Origin of the sequence: Mesobacillus boroniphilus JCM 21738 (assembly GCF_000517385.1) — a bacterium.
GTDB classification, from domain to species: Bacteria; Bacillota; Bacilli; order Bacillales; family Cytobacillaceae; genus Mesobacillus; species Mesobacillus boroniphilus.
In genome coordinates, this window is record NZ_BAUW01000047.1 from 12,855 (window position 1) to 31,345 (window position 18,491).

Sequence of the window (18,491 nt, forward strand, 5' to 3'; positions counted from 1 at the left end):
ACAATTTTCATTTTACCCTTAAACAGGAAAAATAATCAATCTTTTTATTTATTAGCTCCCTTTACCTAAAGAATGCGGTGAAGGGAGCTTGTTTGTAAGGGTTTGCAGTCATTTTTATAAAAAAATATGATTATTTCATTACCAGATGCGGCTTTTTCTTCAGGCTGTGCTGTCCTTCAATGAAGCGGACTGTGCCTGATTTTGCGCGCATGACGACTGAATGGGTTGAGCCATATGAACCTTTGAACTGGACTCCTTTTAACAGCTCGCCATCGGTTACGCCTGTTGCTGCGAAAATCGCATCGTCGCCACGGACGAAATCTTCCATAAGCAGGACTTTATTGACATCGATGCCCATCTTTTTGCAGCGCTCAAGTTCTGCGTCATTTTGCGGAAGCAATTTACCCTGGATTTCGCCGCCGAGGCTTTTCAGCGCTACCGCTGCGATTACACCCTCAGGTGCTCCGCCTGAACCGAACAGGATATCCACGCCGGTAGTATCAAATGCCGTATTGATCGCGCCAGCTACATCACCGTCATTGATCAATTTGATTCTTGCTCCTGCATCACGAAGCTGGGCAATGATATGTTCATGGCGAGGACGGTTCAGTACCGTTGCCACTACATCTTCAATATCTTTGTTCTTCGCTTTTGCCACTGCCTTCAGATTATCAAGAACGGAAGCATTGATATCGACCATTCCTACAGCCTCAGGACCAACGGCAAGTTATCCATGTACATATCCGGTGCGTGAAGCAGGTTGCCGTTATCAGCACTGCGAGGACTGCAAGGGCATTCCAGCCGCCTGACGCGACAATGCTCGTTCCCTCCAAAGGATCGACAGCAACATCCAAACGCGGACCATAGCCTGTCCCAAGCTTTTCACCGATATATAGCATCGGTGCTTCGTCCATTTCCCCTTCGCCGATTACGACTGTGCTTCATCGGGATGGTGTCAAACACATCTCTCATTGCCGTCGTTGCAGCATCGTCAGCTTCTTCTTTTTTCCCGCGTCCCATCCAGCGGGCTGAAGCAAGCGCAGCTGCTTCTGTCACGCGGACAAGCTCCATCGTTAAGCTACGTTCCATATGATCATCCCCTAATCATGAAAGGGACTAATGCCCACCGAAAAAGGTATACCTTGCAATCCCTTCCTTCCTATAAAGACCTTTCCATAAATCAGCATTCTCCTCGTTGCCGATTATGTCTCGGAACTGCTTAGGAAGCGAAACTTTGATGCAGCAGCGGTTGGCCGCTAGACAGTCAAATAAGTTATACTATTCAGCGTTTTCGATAAGCATTAGCACCACTATTTGTATTGTACAGCTCTATTGTACTATACTTTTTATGATTTTTTTACTTCTTCTTGTTCTTCAGATGTCATATCTTCACGCCAAATTGTGGCACCTAGTCCATTTAGCTTTTCAACAATATGGCTATAGCCGCGGTCGATATGGTCTACACCCGTGATTTCGGTGATGCCTTCCGCCATCAGTCCGGCAATGACAAGCGCCGCTCCGGCACGGAGGTCACTGGCCTTTACTTTAGCTCCCTGCAACTTGACAGGACCGCTGATGATTGCCGATCTGCCTTCGACTTTAATATTGGCATTCATCCTCCTAAGCTCGTCGATATGCTTGAAGCGGGCGCCATAAATCGTATCTGTCACGACACTTGAGCCTCTGCCCTTGTCAGCAGCGCTGTGAATGGCTGCTGCAAATCGGTTGGGAAACCAGGGTAAACAAGCGTCTTAATATCGATTGCTTTATATCGCTCTGTTGGCGCGACAAAGATTTGCTCGTCACTTGCTTCAATTATGGCACCCATTTCCTTCAGCTTGGCCACAAGTGACTCAATATGCTGAGGAATGACATTATCTATTGTTACACCTTCACCAATGGCAGCGAAGAATCAGGTATGTCCCTGCTTCGATGCGGTCAGGAATGATCGTATGACGGCAGCCGTGAAGCTCGTCGACACCATCGATACGTATGACATCTGTACCCGCCCCTTTGATTTTTGCTCCCATATTTGAGAGCAAGGTCGCTACATCAATGATTTCCGGCTCTTTTGCCGCATTTTCAATGATTGTGCGCCCTTTTGCACGGACAGCGGCAAGCATGATGTTGATTGTTGCCCCAACACTTACGACGTCAAGATAAATCTTGGCACCGCGTAGCTCGTCAGCACGCAGGTAAATAGCTCCCTGTTCGTTTGTCACGCTGGCTCCAAGCGCTTCGAATCCTTTTATATGCTGGTCAATCGGCCTTGGGCCCAAATGGCAGCCGCCCGGCAGTCCGATGACAGCCTTTTTAAAACGGCCCAGCATCGCTCCCATTAAATAATATGAAGCTCGCAGCTTTTTCACTTTTCCATTCGGCAAAGGCATGGAAATCATGGAAGACGGATCTACCGTCATTTCATTGTTCGAGAATTCAACAGAACCGCCGATCTCCTCCATCAAGTCCTTGAGCATATGAACGTCGGAAATATCCGGCAAACCTTCAATGGTCACAGGCGATTCAGCTAAAATCGTTGCTGGGATCAAGGCCACTGCGCTGTTTTTCGCACCGCTGACCCGAACAGTCCCTTTTAAAGGATAGCCGCCTGCAATCTTAAGCTTTTCCATTTTTGACTCCCTTCTAAGCCGTGATGTATTAAGGTCAAGCTGGAGATGCAAACTTTTTTACAGCTAAGACCGATATAGGCTCCACTTAGATTTGATTACCGAAATCGATAAGGAACATTCTTCCATTAAAAATACTCAGATTCCGAGAGTTTCTATTCCTTTAGTTTACACGATATTCCCAAATTCATGTAATAAAATGCAAGAAAGTTTAAATTGGATAAAACTTCCTAATAGGAGATGGTCTCAGTTGGCCGAGACCACCTCTGTGTATAAACCTGTTAATTCCTACCATTCGCTGAGCGGCTGAAATCTTTAACCCATTTTAAAAAAGTGACTCTCCGAGATCTGTCGTTGATTTCCGTTCCAGGCGCTTCGCTTTCCGCAGGAGTCTGCGCGCCTTCCACTCCAATCAACTGGATTTAAAATCTTTAGTTTGTTTTTCCCAATTCTTAAACAAGGAACAAATTACTGTCCGCGTGATTCCCAGTCTTTTAGGAATGCTTCGATTCCTTTGTCTGTTAGTGGGTGGTTGAACATTTGCTGGATAACTTTGTATGGTACGGTTGCGATATGTGCTCCTCTTAGGGCTGCGTCTGTTACGTGCTGTGGATGGCGGATGGACGCGGCGATGATTTCTGTGTCGATTCCGTGGATTGTGAAGATATCGGCAATCGTCGAAATCAAGTCTAGTCCGTTATGGCCAATGTCATCCAGGCGGCCAAGGAATGGGGAAACGTATGTAGCTCCTGCTCTTGCTGCCAGCAAAGCCTGGTTTGCACTGAAGACCAATGTTACGTTCGTCTTGATTCCATCTTTCGAGAATACAGAAACGGCCTTTAACCCTTCTGGGGTCATTGGAACTTTGATCGTGATGTTAGGAGCGATTGCTGCTAACTCTTTTCCCTCTTTGACCATGCCTTCTGCGTCAAGAGCGATGACTTCTGCGCTGACGGAACCAGGAACCAATTCAGTGATTTCCTTCAAGCGATCTTCAAACTTCACATTCTTTTCTTTTGCAACGAGCGATGGGTTTGTTGTGACACCGGATAAAATCCCAAGAGTGTAGGCCTCGCGAATTTCTTCCATATTTGCAGTATCGATAAAAAACTTCATTTGTAAACGCCTCCAGTCGACATAATTTTCAGTCTGATATAAATGGACAAAAACGCCTTATTGTAAGGCGGTTTTAATTATAACAAAATTTTAATGCGATTACGCTTTATTAGAAGAACCGAATTCGCGCATTTTGCCGATTACAGTTTCTCTGATTGCGTCACGAGCTGGTCCAAGGTATTTACGTGATCGTACTCTTCCGGCTTAGCAGCAAGTGTTTCACGAACTACTTTAGCAGAAGCAATTTGGTTTTCAGTGTTAACGTTGATTTTAGCTGTTCCAAAAGAGATGGACTTCTGGATATCTTTTGTAGGGATTCCAGTTCCGCCGTGCAACACTAATGGTACGCCAGCAGTTTTGTTGATTTCTTCCATTTCCTTGAAGCCAAGGTTCGGTTCGCCTTTGTAAGGGCCGTGAACAGATCCTAGTGCTGGAGCAAGGCAGTCGATGCCAGTGCGCTGAACAAGTTCTTCACACTCTTTAGGGTCAGCATAGATAACGCCAGCAGCAACGACATCATCTTCCTGTCCGCCAACTACTCCCAATTCAGCTTCAACAGAAACACCTTTTGAATGAGCGTATTCTACCACTTTTGAAGTGATTTCAACGTTCTCTTCGAAAGGACCGTGTGAAGCATCAATCATGACAGATGTGAAACCTGCATCGATTGCTTCTTTACATTTATCAAAGCTTGAACCATGGTCTAAGTGGATTGCGACAGGAACTGTTGTTTTGTAGTCCTCCATCAATCCTTCTACCATTTTCACTACTGTTTTGAAGCCGCCCATGTAACGTGCAGCACCTTCGGAAACACCAAGGATAACTGGTGATTTTTCAGCTTCTGCAGCCTGAAGGATCGCTTGAGTAAATTCAAGGTTATTTAAGTTGAATTGCCCAACTGCGTAGCCTTCCGCATTCGCTTTTTTCAGCATTTCAGTCATTGAAACTAAAGGCATATCTTTTCCTCCTTCGTTATGATCGATTTTCATTTTGACAATGCTGCCATTTTAAAGGTTTTCCTTCTCTGCTTTTGATTATGTACCGAGATGGCATTCATCAAAACGAAATGATCCTGTGGAATTCATAAGTATCATACCAGAAGAAAATAAGAATTGCCATTGTTCAAGCCTTGTTTTTGCAAGTGTCATAAAAATGCTATAAAGCAAGCGTTACCAATAATTTAACTAGTCTGTAAACTTTGGTTTTACCTGCTTTTAAAAAGGAAATGCCCTCCGAAAATGCGAGAGGACATTTCTATGTAATCTGTTTTTGATTAAGCTCTTTACTCAAACTTTGTTGGTATTGACTACAAAATTGGATGAATTGCCTATATTCCTTCGTGAATTGACGCATCTTATGAGAAAAGAGTATGAAAACTTAATACCGACCTGCAAAATGGGTATATATTACGTTTCAACAACAATCTTTACGAAAACAGCCTTTAATTAAGAAACGGTTTGCGAGTATTTTTTAACTGCTGCGCGGATGTCATCAATATCAAATGGTTTTGCGAAGTGGGTCAGCGCACCCAGATCCATTGCTTCCTGGATCATATCAAGCTCGCCGTAAGCGGTCATGATGATGACGCGGATTTCGGGATCGATCACTTTCATTCTTTTTAAAATTTCAATTCCATCCATACCAGGGATCTTCATGTCCAAAAGTACTAGATCTGGTGGATGCTTTTTAACGATATCCAGGGCCTGGACGCCATTTGCAGCTTGAAATGTTTGATAACCTTCTTTTTGCAGCACTTCATTAAGTAGAATTCTGATGCCAAACTGATCGTCTACAATTAGTATTTTTTCTTTCATGCCGCCTCTTCCCCCTAATAAATGTAGTATATTGTTAAATGTGTTTGTCCAGGAAATGGTTTCGTCTTATCCCCATTTACACAATTCGTTAAAAAGCTTGAAATTCCTCCCATATTTTCAAACTTATTTTTCGACAGATGCTTTTTCATTCCCATTGTAGTACTTTATAATCAGTATTGGCAAAAACGGAGGTGCTGCTGTTATGTTAAAAATGTTTTCGACACAGCTGACAGGTTTGTTCAACAGACTTCAGGAAAAAGAAGATTTCTCAATTGAGGACGGAGCGCGGCTGCTTGCACAAGCTGCAGCTGGCGAGGGAACTGTTTATATTTTCGGTATCAAGGAGATGCAGGCGGTAGCCCTTGAGGCAGTTTATGGCGAGGAACCTTTGCAATCTGCTGCGATTTTAACAGAGGACGTCGAGCTCGAGGCTGCCGACCGAGTTCTGCTTGTAAGCCGATATGCAGACGACGAAGAGGCTGTCGGAGCAGCGCGCGATTTACAGGAAAAAGAAATACCGTTCGTATCCATCTCCACTGTCCGCGGTGAAAATGAAGTTGCAGGCCTGGATACTATGGCTGACGTGCACATAGATTTGAGATTGAAAAAAGGACTCCTTCCTGACGAACTGGGCAACAGAGTCGGCTATCCCACTTCCCTCGTCGCATTATACATTTACTTCGGGTTGAAATTTACGATTGAGGAAATTTTAGAGGAGTACTAACTGAGGAATTTTCCTAATCAAAAGAAATACAAGCTCTTTTTAAAATTCTCTATAAACACAAAAAAGCCGGTGAAATTTCACTGGCTTTTTTGCTATTTCCCGCCTATTTCTTACTTGCCTTGATTGATGCTTCAATAAAGTCCCTGAACAATGGCTGCGGGCGTGTTGGTCTTGATGTAAATTCCGGATGGAACTGGGATGCAAGGAACCATGGGTGATCTTTAAGCTCGATAATTTCAACTAAACGGCCATCCGGGCTTGTCCCAGAGAAGATGAATCCTTCTTTTTCCATTGCCTGGCGGTATTCATTGTTGAACTCGTAACGGTGGCGGTGGCGCTCATAGATCAAATCGTCGTTGTAAGCAGCGAAGGCTTTCGTATCTTCACCAAGCTTACATGGGTATAGTCCAAGACGCAGAGTACCGCCTAGATCTTCGATGTCCTTCTGTTCTGGAAGAAGGTCGATGATCGGGTATGGCGTGCCTGGCATGATTTCCGCAGAGTGAGCGTCTTTCAAGCCAAGTACGTGGCGTGCAAATTCAACGGATGCAAGCTGCATGCCAAGGCAAATACCGAAGAACGGCACTTTGTTCTCACGAGCGTACTTGGTCGCAAGGATCTTCCCTTCGATACCGCGGTCGCCGAATCCGCCTGGAACCAGGATGCCATCTACGTCATTTAGCAATTCAACGACATTTTCTTCTGTCACTTCCTCAGAGTTGACCCACTTAATTTCAATTTCACTGTCAAATGCGTATCCAGCATGCTTCAATGATTCAACTACTGAAATGTAAGCGTCTTGAAGCTCAACATATTTACCAACAAGAGCAATTCTGGTTTTACCTGAAAGATGCGAAACTTTTTCAACTAGCGCATTCCATTCTGTCATGTCCGCTTCGCCGCAATCTAGCTTGAAGTGGTCGCATACGAGCTGATCCATCTTCTGGTCCTGCAACGCAAGCGGGATTGAATATAATGTATCCGCATCTGCCGCTTCGATTACCGCTTCCTTATCGATGTCACAGAAAAGGGCAATCTTGTCCTTCATTTCCTGTGAAATCGGCATTTCTGTACGAAGAACGATGATGTTTGGCTGGATGCCAAGGCTTCGAAGTTCTTTTACGCTGTGCTGAGTCGGCTTCGTCTTCATTTCACCTGCAGCTTTGATGTATGGAACAAGAGTACAGTGGATGTACATGACATTGTCACGGCCAACGTCGTTCTTGATCTGGCGGATTGCTTCAAGGAACGGCAATGATTCGATGTCCCCTACTGTACCGCCGATTTCTGTGATGACAACGTCTGCCCCTGTTGCTTTTCCTGCACGGAACGCGGTCTTTGATTTCATTCGTGATATGCGGGATAACCTGTACTGTTCCGCCCAGGTAGTCACCGCGGCGTTCTTTTTTCAGGACAGTCGAATAAATTTTTCCTGTCGTCACGTTTGAGTACTTATTAAGGTTAATATCGATGAAACGCTCGTAGTGGCCAAGGTCCAGATCCGTTTCAGCACCATCGTCTGTAACGAATACTTCACCATGCTGGTAAGGGCTCATTGTCCCAGGATCCACGTTGATGTATGGATCGAATTTCTGAATTGTTACATTCATACCCCTGTTTTTCAGCAATCTGCCAAGGGATGCTGCCGTGATTCCCTTACCTAATGACGAAACTACGCCGCCTGTCACAAAAATATACTTTGCCATTTGTGTAATCCCCCTCATCAAACAGTTTGTACAATATGTACCTGTTTAATTGATTTATAAGTAAAATTTTTAACTATTTCATCGGTCTGCATTACATCCATGCAAACCTATTTCGCCGGGGGTTTTCAACAATCTGCACAAAATAAAAAAACGCCCCGCATACAAAGTATGGGGAGCGTTTTGTAGCTGTTTTACATAATCGTCCTTTTTTAAGGAGCCCAAAAAGTATTCTACAGCCGGTCCTGGTAAAAGTCAAGCTGTTAATTACAGTTCTTCGTCCTCGTCTTCCATGTCTTCTTCTTCAAGTGGAAGATCTTCTTCTTCGTCTTCTAACAACTCATCGTCGTCGTCGAAGTCATCAGTGTCTTCAAGATCCTCATCGAAGTCATCATCATCATCATCATCATCATCATCATCATCATCGTCATCATCATCGAGATCATCATCGTCATCAAACTCCTCGATGTCATCATCGAAGTCCAGATCTTCCTCATCGATTTCATCGAATTCGTCAAGATCAATGTCATCCTCATCGACAGCTTTCTTAGCCTTCTTCTTCTTCGGCTTGACTGCCGTGACATTATCTTCTTCAATTTGGTCAACTGGATACCAAACGCGCAGTCCCCAGCGGCCTTCACCCTGGGACATGAAACGACCATCTATGTTTATATCTGTATAGAACTGAACCATTTTTTCAGTCACTACGGCCTCGTTCAATTTCATGACCTTCTTGATCTCTGCCATAAGGTCTTGGAATGTAATAGCCTGCTTTTTCTCTTTTAAAATTTCATAGGCAACTTCAATCAGTGACATTTCTTGAAGCTCTTCTTTTGAGTATTGATTTAAACTCAATTTTTGCACTTCCTTTCTCTATTCCAGGCCTTACCCGGCCTTGCGTCCGAAAACAAGGAAAATATCCCAGAATGCATATTCTACATTATAAACAGATTTTAAACCTTTATGCCAGTTTTATCTGTCCTTTTCTCGCCTTTTTTCACTTTCATTATCCGCTTTCCTGCTGTCATTCCTTTTTCTCTTTTTAAGCTGGGCATAAGCCATGAAAAAGAAGGCAATCGAAAGAATGAAAAAAGATATAGCCCCCAGCTGTCGCTGGTAAAGATAATACATGGCTGCAACTGCTATAACAGCCCCTGCCGTTAATAACACCGATCTCACAAATTTCACATCCTGAAGTAGGTCGTATGTATTAGCTGATATCTAGATTATATAAGATTATTTGGTAAAAGATATGAAAAATTCTATAAAAGTTGTTTTTGAACCAAATGTCATCTTATATTCGTGCTCTCTTCATAGAAGCTGATTCATAGCTATTAATGATTATTAATAGGTTAATGCTAGTTTACGAAAAGAGCATAACAAAATGCAAGATGCTTATAGTTTTCCTACAAGCCACCTTGCCCATTCTAGATCCATTGCCAAAAAGCTCTGATGCCACGTCCTACCTTTATACACCGTCGCTTTTGTTTTTAAACAATATCACTTTTTTTATTCTTAAATTTAATAAGTTGATATCCACTCCAGGATGCTTCGCTTTCCGCGGGGCGTGCGGTGAGCCTCCTCAGCGCTAAAGCGCCTGCGGGGTCTCACCTGTCCCGCTGATCCCGCAGGAGTCTCGCATCTTCCGTTCCAATCAACTTATTTATTAAAAATTCATTTTTAAACATTAATCTTTGGGATCAGTCTTAACCTACATTTGCTGTTTCCACTACAACCAATTTTACAATTGACCATTAGCTTTTATTACATATTCCTGCGGAACTGGCCGCCTACTTCGTATAGTGCCCGGGTAATTTGGCCAAGGCTCGCATATTTTACGGTTTCCATCAGTTCTGCAAAAATATTGCCTCCGCTGACCGCTGTCTCTTTCAGGCGATTGAGTGCTTCTTCGGTTTGATCCTTGTTTTTGCCTTTGAAGGATTCAAGGTTGCTGATCTGGGTTTCTTTTTCTTCTTTCGTCGCACGCGCAAGTTCCATCTTGTCGATTTCTTCCTCGGATGGAGGATTTGGATTCAGGTAGGTGTTCACACCGATGATCGGCAGCTCCCCTGAATGCTTCTTCATCTCGTAGTACATCGACTCATCCTGGATTTTTCCGCGCTGGTATTGTGTTTCCATCGCACCAAGGACGCCGCCGCGATCATTGATCCGTTCAAATTCCTGAAGGACTGCTTCTTCTACTAAATCAGTCAGCTCTTCAATGATGAATGCGCCCTGGAGCGGATTCTCGTTCTTCGTCAATCCGTGTTCCTTCGTGATAATCATCTGGATGGCCATCGCACGGCGAACAGATTCTTCCGTCGGTGTTGTGATTGCTTCGTCATAAGCATTTGTATGAAGCGAGTTACAGTTATCATGCAATGCCATTAACGCCTGAAGCGTCGTACGGATATCGTTGAAGTCGATTTCCTGTGCGTGAAGTGAACGTCCAGATGTCTGGATATGATACTTCAGCTTCTGGCTTCGCTCATTTGCGCCGTATTTGTTCTTCATGACTGTCGCCCAGATGCGGCGGGCAACTCGGCCAATCACGGAGTACTCAGGATCAAGGCCGTTTGAGAAGAAGAAGCTCAGGTTTGGCGCAAAATCATCGATGTTCATGCCTCTGCTCAAATAGTATTCAACATACGTGAAGCCATTTGACAGTGTGAATGCGAGCTGGGAAATCGGATTCGCTCCGGCTTCCGCAATATGGTAGCCGGAAATCGAAACAGAATAGTAGTTTCGAACCTTCTCATCGATAAAATATTGCTGGATGTCGCCCATCATTCTTAGCGCGAATTCAGTAGAGAAGATACAAGTATTCTGTCCCTGGTCTTCTTTTAAAATATCTGCCTGAACAGTTCCGCGGACTGTCTGCAGCGTCATTTCCTTCACTTGCGCAATCTCTTCATCATTCAGCTTGCGGCCAAGCTCAGATTCCTTCTTTTGTACCTGCTGTTCAATCGCTGTGTTCATGAACATTGCCAGGATGATCGGCGCCGGTCCGTTGATCGTCATCGACACGGATGTCGACGGATGGCAAAGGTCAAATCCTGCATACAGCTTTTTCATATCATCAAGCGAACAAACGCTGACACCGCTCTCACCGACCTTACCGTAAATATCCGGACGGTAATCAGGATCTTCACCGTATAAAGTAACAGAGTCAAAAGCCGTGCTCAAACGCTTTGCATTGTCGTCTTTGGACAGGTAATGGAAGCGGCGATTCGTCCGTTCCGGTGTCCCTTCACCAGCAAACTGGCGCTTTGGATCCTCACCTTCGCGCTTGAACGGGAAAACACCCGCAGTATACGGGAAACTTCCTGGTACGTTCTCAAGGTACACCCAGCGTAAAATCTCGCCGTAATCCTTGTACTTTGGCAATGCCACTTTAGGGATGCTTAAACCTGAAAGGCTCTTAGTTCTTAGCTCAGTGACAATTTCCTTATCGCGAATCTTCGTTACGAACTGGTCAGCACTGTACTTTTCTTTCAATGCTTCCCAGTTTTCGATGATATGTTTCGATTCTGGCGTCAGCTTTTTTTCTACTTCTTCCTTTAACAGTTGGAGAGAAGATAGCACTTCGCTGTTACTTCCACTTTCTTTTACAGCCTCTATCGTTCCTTCTAACTGGAACAATCTGCGTGCAAGGTCTGCCTGCTCTGCAGCATGCTTATGATAGCCGCGGACCGTTTCGGATATTTCACGCAGGTAATAGCGACGGTCATTGGGGATGATGACATTCTGTTTTTCAACTACTGCGTTTGTAGAGAAAGATGTCGTCCAATTCGCCCCTGCTTTTTCATTGATTTTATTGACCAAAGCTGCAAAAAGTGCATTTGTGCCCGGGTCGTTGAATTGGCTGGCGATTGTGCCGTACACAGGCATTTCGTCCAGTTCTTTGTCCCAGAACAGATGGCTGCGCTGATACTGCTTTTGCACCTGGCGCTTAGCGTCCTCAGATCCTTTGCGCTCGAATTTATTGATGACAATCAAATCTGCATAATCAATCATGTCGATTTTTTCAAGCTGTGATGGTGCTCCGAACTCGCTAGTCATGACGTACATCGAAACATCGCACACATCGGTGATTCCAGCATTGCCCTGTCCGATTCCGCTTGTTTCGACGATGACCAGGTCAAAGCCTGCTGCTTTTACAACTTCGATCGCATCTTTAATTGCCAGCGATAATTCTGACCTGGATTGTCTTGTCGCAAGGCTTCGCATATAAACGCGTGGAGAGAAGATCGCGTTCATGCGGATGCGGTCACCGAGAAGTGCGCCGCCTGTTTTTTGTTTGGTCGGGTCGACTGATAAAATCGCTACCCGTTTTTCAGGAATCTCATTGATGAATCTTCTGATCAATTCGTCGGTCAACGAGCTTTTTCCCGCTCCGCCTGTACCGGTGATACCGACAACCGGAACGGATTTTGACAAAGTTTTTACTTTTTCCATCAGCGTTTCAACAGCAGCTGCTGTTTCCTTTTCCGAACCGACATGCTGTTCAGCAATTGTGATCAGTTTGGCAACCGCATTCGGGTCTCCAGCCTCAAGCTTTTCGATCTCCTCGATACCTTCTGGAGTTACCGTCGGGAAATCACATTCCTTGATCATTTGCTCGATCATGCCGTTAAGGCCATATTTCCGGCCATCTTCTGGAGAAAAAATCCGGGCAATACCGTATTCATGAAGCTCTTTTATTTCCCGAGGAATGATAACCCCGCCGCCACCGCCGTAAATTCGGATGTGGGAAGCGCCTTTTTCCTTTAAAAGATCATACATATACTTGAAATATTCGACGTGTCCGCCCTGGTAGGAAGAAATGGCGATCCCCTGCGCATCTTCCTGAATTGCGGCATTCACAACCTCTTCAACGGAGCGGTTATGGCCAAGGTGGATGACCTCAGCGCCCATTGATTGGAGAATCCTTCTCATAATGTTGATTGAGGCATCGTGGCCGTCAAACAAACTTGAAGCTGTCACAAAGCGAATATGGTTTTTTGGCTTATACGTTTCCGGCATACTCATTTTGTTCCCCCCGTTCTTAATTTCATTTCCGACCCCTTGATCCCCTTGAAAAGCAATTCAGTTTGCAGTTCAGTATACTCTTCGAGAGTGTATATTTTTTGCAGCGCCCAGCGGCGGAATCCCCACATCTGCCCCTGGACGAAAATATCATGGGCAATGATCTTGACGTGCTTCTCATCCAAATCAAGCTCTCCATTTTCGACGCAGTGCTGGATGACAACCTCGAACATCCCCACCATTTCAATCTCTTTTTTCAGCACGTAAGGAAGGGCATCCTTTGTCAGCGACTTTACCTCCTGATACATGACGAGCACTTCGTCCTGCAGGTCGTCCATGACCTTGAAGTAATTCGCAATCCCTACCTTCAGGCTCTCAAGCGTCCCCTGATTGGTGTCGAGATTTTCCTGAAGGCGATCGCGAACTTCGTCATAGATGCTGTCGCAGACAAGATAGAGCACATCTTCCTTCGTCCGGATATATTCATAAAGGGTACCGATGCTAAAGCCTGAAGCCCGGGCAATCTCTCTGGTCGTGGTGCGGTGGAAGCCCTTCTGCTTGAAAAGGGTTACGGCTCCTTTGATCATCTGGTCGCGCCTTTTTTTCACAAGTCGCTCATCTTTTACCGACGCCTGCACTTCTCGCTTTTTCATCAACATCTACCCGCCTTGTTATTTCGTCAGCATCCTGGAGATAACAAGACGCTGGATTTCCTGTGTTCCTTCATAGATTTGTGTGATTTTCGCGTCGCGCATGAAGCGTTCAACCGGATAATCCTTCGTGTATCCGTAGCCTCCGAATACCTGTACTGCTTCAGTTGTCACTTTCATCGCTGTGTCGCCGGCAAACAATTTGGACATCGCAGACTCCTTGCCATACGGAAGACCTTCAGACTCCAGCCATGCCGCCTGGTAGGTTAATAGTCTTGAAGCCTCGACAGATGTAGCCATGTCCGCAAGCTTGAAGCCGATTCCCTGGTTAGCCGCAATTGGCTTGCCGAACTGCTGGCGTTCTTTTGCATAATCTACTGCAGCATCAAGCGCACCCTGTGCGATTCCGACAGCCTGTGCCGCGATTCCATTACGGCCGCCATCAAGCGTCATCATTGCAATTTTGAATCCTTCGCCAACTTCACCAAGGATGTTTTCCTTTGGAACACGGCAATCTTCAAAGATGATTTCCGTTGTAGGAGATGAACGGATGCCGAGCTTTTTCTCCTTCTTGCCGACTGAGAATCCAGGGAAGTCGCTTTCCACGATGAACGCAGTCGTTCCCTTATGTTTGCTTGACGGGTCAGTCAAAGCGAATACAACATAGATATCCGCTACACCGCCGTTTGTGATGAAGATTTTCGAACCATTCAGCACGTAATGGTCGCCATCTTCCTTCGCTGTCGTTCTCATCGCACCCGCATCTGAACCGCTTCCTGCTCAGTCAGGCCGTATGCACCGATGCTTTTGCCCTCAGCCATTGGACGCAAGTATTTTTGCTTCTGCTCTTCGCTGCCGAACTTGAAGATTGGCCATCCAGCAAGTGATGTATGTGCTGAAAGCATTACGCCAGTGGACGCACAAACACGGGACAATTCTTCAACCGCGATGCAGTATGCAAGATAGTCTGAGCCAATTCCGCCGTACTCTTCAGGCCATGGAATACCAGTCAGGCCAAGTTCAGCCATCTTGTCAAAAATCTCGCGGTCAAAGCGTTCCTCTTCATCACGCTCTGCAGCTGTCGGAGCCACTTCATTCCTGGCAAAATCGCGGACCATTTTTCGGATCATTTCATGTTCCTCGGATAATCGAAAATTCATTTTTGTTTCCTCCGTTACTGTTTATTTGATTAAGTTATACTGGATTTTCTTGAAGGCTTTAAAACTTTCACACCCAAACCTGTCATGACTCCGGGCTTTTCTTGCCAACGATGACCTTTTTTCACTACTCAGCAGGATGGGAGGCAAAGTTTTTTGTTTTTATAGTTGCTTACTAATAACAATCCTCTGAATCTCACTAGTTCCTTCGTAAATCTCGGTTACTTTGGCATCGCGGAAGTAGCGTTCGACTGGGTATTCTTTTGTATAGCCGTAGCCGCCGAATACCTGGATTGCTTCTGTGGTGACTTCTACTGCTGTGCGTGATGTGAAAAGCTTTGCCATGGAGGCTTCGATTCCGCATATTTGGCCCTCTGAGCGCAGCTGGGCAGCGCGATAGATTAATAGTTTCGCAGCTTCGACGGATGTTGCCATGTCTGCCAGCTTGAAGCCGACACCTTGCTGGGCAGCGATTGGCTTGCCGAACTGGACTCTTTCTTTTGCGTAGTCAGTCGCCGCTTCCAATGCAGCTTCGGCAATTCCAAGAGCCTGTGCGGCGATGCCGATGCGTCCGGAGTCAAGATTGCTCATTGCGATTTTGAACCCTTCGCCTTCCTGGCCAAGCAAGTTTTCTTCTGGCACCTTCATATCCTCGAATGTCAGCTGGACCGTGCGAGAACCGTAAAGTCCCATTTTGTGCTCATCCTTGCCGACGATGAAGCCCGGGGTATCTTTTTCGACGATAAAAGCGGAAACGCCTTTTGGACCTGCCTCGGGATTAGTGGAAGCAAACACGATGTACACATCTGCTTCTCCGCCGTTCGTGATGAACACCTTCGAGCCGTTCAACACATAGTGTCCATCTTTCTTAACCGCCCTTGTTTTTAGGCTGGCAGCATCTGACCCTGCGCTTGGTTCTGTCAGGCAGAATGCACCGAGATATTCGCCTGCAGCAAGTTTATGCACATACTTTCTCTTCTGCTCTTCTGTTCCAAAGTACAGAATTGGATTCGTTCCGACCGAAGTATGGACAGATAGGATGACGCCAACTGTGGCGCTGACCTTTGAGATTTCATGAATCGCAATGATATAGGAGATAAAATCCATCTCCGATCCGCCATACTCTTCAGGAACCGGGATTCCCATCAAGCCAAGCTCACCCATCTTCTTTAAAATCTCCCTCGGAAACTCGCCCTCTTCCATTTTTTCAACAAATGGAGCGATTTCGGTTTGCGCGAAATCCCGCACCATTTTGCGCATCATTTCCTGCTCTTCTGTAAATCTCAGATTCATTGTTGACCCTCCCCGCGTCCAGACAAAAAATTTATGTAAGGACGGATTCACGAAAAATAACTACTCGTATGTGTAGAAACCGCGGCCTGATTTTTTGCCTAACCAGCCTGCTTTTACATATTTTCTTAACAACGGGCAAGGGCGGTATTTGTCATCGCCAAAGCCTTCGTGAAGTGTTTCCATGATGTAGAGGCAGGTATCAAGGCCGATGAAGTCTGCAAGTGTCAGCGGTCCCATTGGGTGGTTCATACCTAGCTTCATGACTTCGTCGATTGCTTCCTTGGTCGCTACTCCCTCATACAGTGTGTAAATCGCTTCATTGATCATCGGCATCAGGATGCGGTTTGAAACGAAGCCTGGGAAGTCGTTCACTTCAACTGGTACTTTTTCCAATGTTTTTGTGATGTCTTCGATTGTTTGGTAGACTTCATCTGCAGTCGCCAGCCCGCGGATGATTTCAACGAGCTTCATCACCGGCACTGGATTCATGAAGTGCATGCCGATTACTTTTTCCGGACGCTTTGTTGCTGCGGCGATTTCGGTGATCGGTAAGGATGATGTATTGGAAGCAAGGATTGCGTGTTCAGGTGCAATTTCATCAAGCTGGGCAAAGATTTTCGCCTTGATATCCATGTTCTCGACAGCAGCTTCAACGACAAGGTCGACGTTCTTTGCGTCCTGAAGGTCTGTGGAAGAAGTGATTCTGTTAACAACTTCATCAAGCTGCTCGGAAGTCATCCGCCCTTTGTCCACCTGACGGTTAAGGTTTTTCTTGATGCCGGCCAGACCGCGTTCTATAAATTCTGGCTTCAGGTCATTCAAAAACACATCATATCCTGCCTGTGCACATACTTGGGCAATGCCTGATCCCATTTGTCCTGCGCCGATTACCATGATTTTATTTACACTCATTCTATCTCCTCCTATAAAAATCATATCAAGGAAGGGCAGCTCTCATTGCCCTCCCGTCTATTATCAAAATCCTTATTGCTTAGGAACCTCAATCATCACTGCGTCTCCCTGGCCTCCGCCTGAGCAGATCGCCGCAATGCCGACCCCGCCGCCGCGGCGCTTCAGTTCATGCATCAAAGTGAGGATGATGCGTGCCCCACTTGCGCCGATAGGGTGGCCAAGGGCAACCGCACCGCCGTTCACATTGACTTTTTCCGGATCAAGGTTCGCAATGCGTCCACTCGTCAATGCGACTGCAGCAAAAGCTTCGTTGATTTCAAATAGATCAATTTCTTCCAGCGACTTGCCGGTCTTTTTCAATAACTCATTGATGACAATCCCAGGTGTCTTCGGGAAGTCCTTCGCTTCTGTTGCGATGGCTGCGTGCGCAAGGATGACCGCCTGCGGTGTCCTGCCTTCACGCTGTGCGCGCTCTTCGCTCATCAGCACGAGGGCCGCCGCGCCATCATTGATTCCCGGTGCATTGCCGGCAGTAATCGTGCCATCCGAGTTGAAAACCGGTCCCAACTTAGCCAGTTTTTCAACTGATGTATCCTTCCTTGGCGCTTCGTCATGCTGGACCAAAATTGGGTCGCCCTTCCGCTGTGGCACCTCAACCGGAACGATTTCCTCCGCAAGCTTTCCTGATTCAATTGCTTCAATCGCCCTCTGGTGACTGCGATATGACCACTCATCCTGCTCCTCACGGCTGATTTCATATTCTTTCGCTACTTCATTTCCGTAAGTGCCCATGTGGACTCCTTTGAAGCTGCAAGTTAATCCATCATGGATCATCAAATCCTTCACCTGGCCGTCGCCCATTCTTAATCCCCAGCGTGCTTTTGGAAGAATGTAAGGCGCGTTGCTCATTGACTCCATTCCGCCGGCAACGATGACTTCTTCGTCTCCCGCACGGATGATCTGGTCACCTAGCGTCAAGCTGCGCATGCCTGATGCACAAACCTTATTGATTGTTTCCGTTTTTACTTCCCACGGGATTCCAGCTTCTCTTGCAGCCTGGCGTGAAGGGAGCTGTCCCTGGCCTCCCTGCAGCACAGTGCCAAGAATGACCTCGCCTATTTCTTCAGGCTTTACTTCCGCGCGTGCCATCGCTTCTTTTACAGCGATTCCGCCAAGCTGGCTGGCCGTGAATCCGCTCAAAGCTCCGCCAAGCTTGCCAAATGGTGTTCTAGCTCCTGCTAAAATGACTGTCTTTCCCATTGCCATCTCTCCCTTTCAATCTATTAATTTTGGAAAATGAAAAATAAATCTAAATCCAGTCTTTTTTGATTGACTGAACGCTCGCTCGAAACTGGTCCAAGAACAAAAAGCGCAAGCGCCTCGCTCAGCCCCGACAAGCGCTGGAGCTGGATTAAGAAAACCTGGATAGTTATCCACATTGAAAATATTTTATAATTTCCTATTAAA

General features: G+C 45.9%; 11 protein-coding genes and 5 pseudogenes. 1 reads left to right on the top strand and 15 read right to left on the bottom strand.

What is annotated here, in order from left to right:
- Positions 1-130: 130 nt before the first annotated feature.
- From glpX to JCM21738_RS13355, 5 genes and pseudogenes are all read right to left on the bottom strand, one after another.
- Positions 131-1,089: pseudogene (glpX, locus tag JCM21738_RS13335) on the bottom strand (class II fructose-bisphosphatase).
- Between the two features lie 257 nt (positions 1,090-1,346).
- Positions 1,347-2,630 (bottom strand): annotated as a pseudogene (murA, locus tag JCM21738_RS13340) (UDP-N-acetylglucosamine 1-carboxyvinyltransferase).
- Between the two features lie 465 nt (positions 2,631-3,095).
- The gene (gene fsa / locus JCM21738_RS13345) at positions 3,096-3,743 is read right to left on the bottom strand and encodes a fructose-6-phosphate aldolase (protein WP_023613551.1); all 648 of its coding nucleotides are present in this window, start codon (positions 3,741-3,743) and stop codon (positions 3,096-3,098) included.
- Positions 3,744-3,842: 99 nt separating this feature from the next.
- Positions 3,843-4,699 (bottom strand): annotated as a pseudogene (locus JCM21738_RS13350) (class II fructose-bisphosphate aldolase).
- Positions 4,700-5,188: 489 nt separating this feature from the next.
- Positions 5,189-5,557 carry a response regulator gene (locus JCM21738_RS13355; RefSeq protein ID WP_023613549.1) on the bottom strand — a complete coding sequence of 123 codons (369 nt, stop codon included), beginning with the start codon at positions 5,555-5,557 and terminating at the stop codon, positions 5,189-5,191.
- 202 nt (positions 5,558-5,759) lie between these two features.
- On the opposite strand from JCM21738_RS13355, the gene JCM21738_RS13360 reads away from it, so the two are divergent.
- On the top strand, positions 5,760-6,281 hold the full coding sequence (locus JCM21738_RS13360; RefSeq protein ID WP_023613548.1) for a DUF2529 domain-containing protein: 522 nt from the start codon (positions 5,760-5,762) through the stop codon (positions 6,279-6,281).
- Positions 6,282-6,384: 103 nt separating this feature from the next.
- Here JCM21738_RS13360 and pyrG read toward each other — a convergent pair.
- The 10 genes and pseudogenes from pyrG to JCM21738_RS25940 form a co-directional block, all read right to left on the bottom strand.
- Positions 6,385-7,987 (bottom strand): annotated as a pseudogene (pyrG, locus tag JCM21738_RS13365) (CTP synthase).
- 264 nt (positions 7,988-8,251) lie between these two features.
- Entirely contained in the window at positions 8,252-8,839 is a 588-nt protein-coding gene (rpoE, locus tag JCM21738_RS22545) for a DNA-directed RNA polymerase subunit delta (RefSeq protein ID WP_023613546.1), read from the bottom strand.
- A 117-nt stretch (positions 8,840-8,956) separates the two neighbouring features.
- Complete coding sequence (locus JCM21738_RS13375) at positions 8,957-9,163, bottom strand: hypothetical protein (RefSeq protein WP_023613545.1); 207 nt, start codon at positions 9,161-9,163, stop codon at positions 8,957-8,959.
- A 585-nt stretch (positions 9,164-9,748) separates the two neighbouring features.
- On the bottom strand, positions 9,749-13,009 hold the full coding sequence (gene icmF, locus JCM21738_RS13380; protein WP_034330733.1) for a fused isobutyryl-CoA mutase/GTPase IcmF: 3,261 nt from the start codon (positions 13,007-13,009) through the stop codon (positions 9,749-9,751).
- 2 nt (positions 13,010-13,011) lie between these two features.
- On the bottom strand, positions 13,012-13,665 hold the full coding sequence (locus tag JCM21738_RS13385; RefSeq protein WP_023613543.1) for a TetR/AcrR family transcriptional regulator: 654 nt from the start codon (positions 13,663-13,665) through the stop codon (positions 13,012-13,014).
- A gap of 18 nt (positions 13,666-13,683) precedes the next feature.
- Positions 13,684-14,822: pseudogene (locus tag JCM21738_RS13390) on the bottom strand (acyl-CoA dehydrogenase).
- 159 nt (positions 14,823-14,981) lie between these two features.
- Positions 14,982-16,112: an acyl-CoA dehydrogenase gene (locus JCM21738_RS13395; RefSeq protein WP_023613541.1), complete on the bottom strand. Its 1,131-nt coding sequence runs from the start codon at positions 16,110-16,112 to the stop codon at positions 14,982-14,984.
- A 60-nt stretch (positions 16,113-16,172) separates the two neighbouring features.
- Entirely contained in the window at positions 16,173-17,024 is an 852-nt protein-coding gene (locus tag JCM21738_RS13400; protein ID WP_023613540.1) for a 3-hydroxybutyryl-CoA dehydrogenase, read from the bottom strand.
- A 72-nt stretch (positions 17,025-17,096) separates the two neighbouring features.
- Positions 17,097-18,284, bottom strand: a complete 1,188-nt coding sequence (locus JCM21738_RS13405; RefSeq protein WP_023613539.1) for an acetyl-CoA C-acetyltransferase — start codon at positions 18,282-18,284, stop codon at positions 17,097-17,099.
- A 23-nt stretch (positions 18,285-18,307) separates the two neighbouring features.
- A partial coding sequence (locus tag JCM21738_RS25940) for a hypothetical protein (RefSeq protein WP_243463020.1) occupies positions 18,308-18,491 on the bottom strand: 184 nt, incomplete at its 5' end.

Bases quoted from the DNA above. Each gene is read 5' to 3' on its own strand.
- JCM21738_RS13405 (WP_023613539.1), bottom strand. From the start codon at position 18,284: ATGGGAAAGACAGTCATTTTAGCAGGAGCTAGAACACCATTTGGCAAG.
- JCM21738_RS13355 (WP_023613549.1), bottom strand. From the start codon at position 5,557: ATGAAAGAAAAAATACTAATTGTAGACGATCAGTTTGGCATCAGAATT.
- fsa (WP_023613551.1), bottom strand. From the start codon at position 3,743: ATGAAGTTTTTTATCGATACTGCAAATATGGAAGAAATTCGCGAGGCC.
- icmF (WP_034330733.1), bottom strand. From the start codon at position 13,009: ATGCCGGAAACGTATAAGCCAAAAAACCATATTCGCTTTGTGACAGCT.
- JCM21738_RS13360 (WP_023613548.1), top strand. From the start codon at position 5,760: ATGTTAAAAATGTTTTCGACACAGCTGACAGGTTTGTTCAACAGACTT.
- JCM21738_RS13385 (WP_023613543.1), bottom strand. From the start codon at position 13,665: ATGAAAAAGCGAGAAGTGCAGGCGTCGGTAAAAGATGAGCGACTTGTG.
- JCM21738_RS13395 (WP_023613541.1), bottom strand. From the start codon at position 16,112: ATGAATCTGAGATTTACAGAAGAGCAGGAAATGATGCGCAAAATGGTG.
- JCM21738_RS13400 (WP_023613540.1), bottom strand. From the start codon at position 17,024: ATGAGTGTAAATAAAATCATGGTAATCGGCGCAGGACAAATGGGATCA.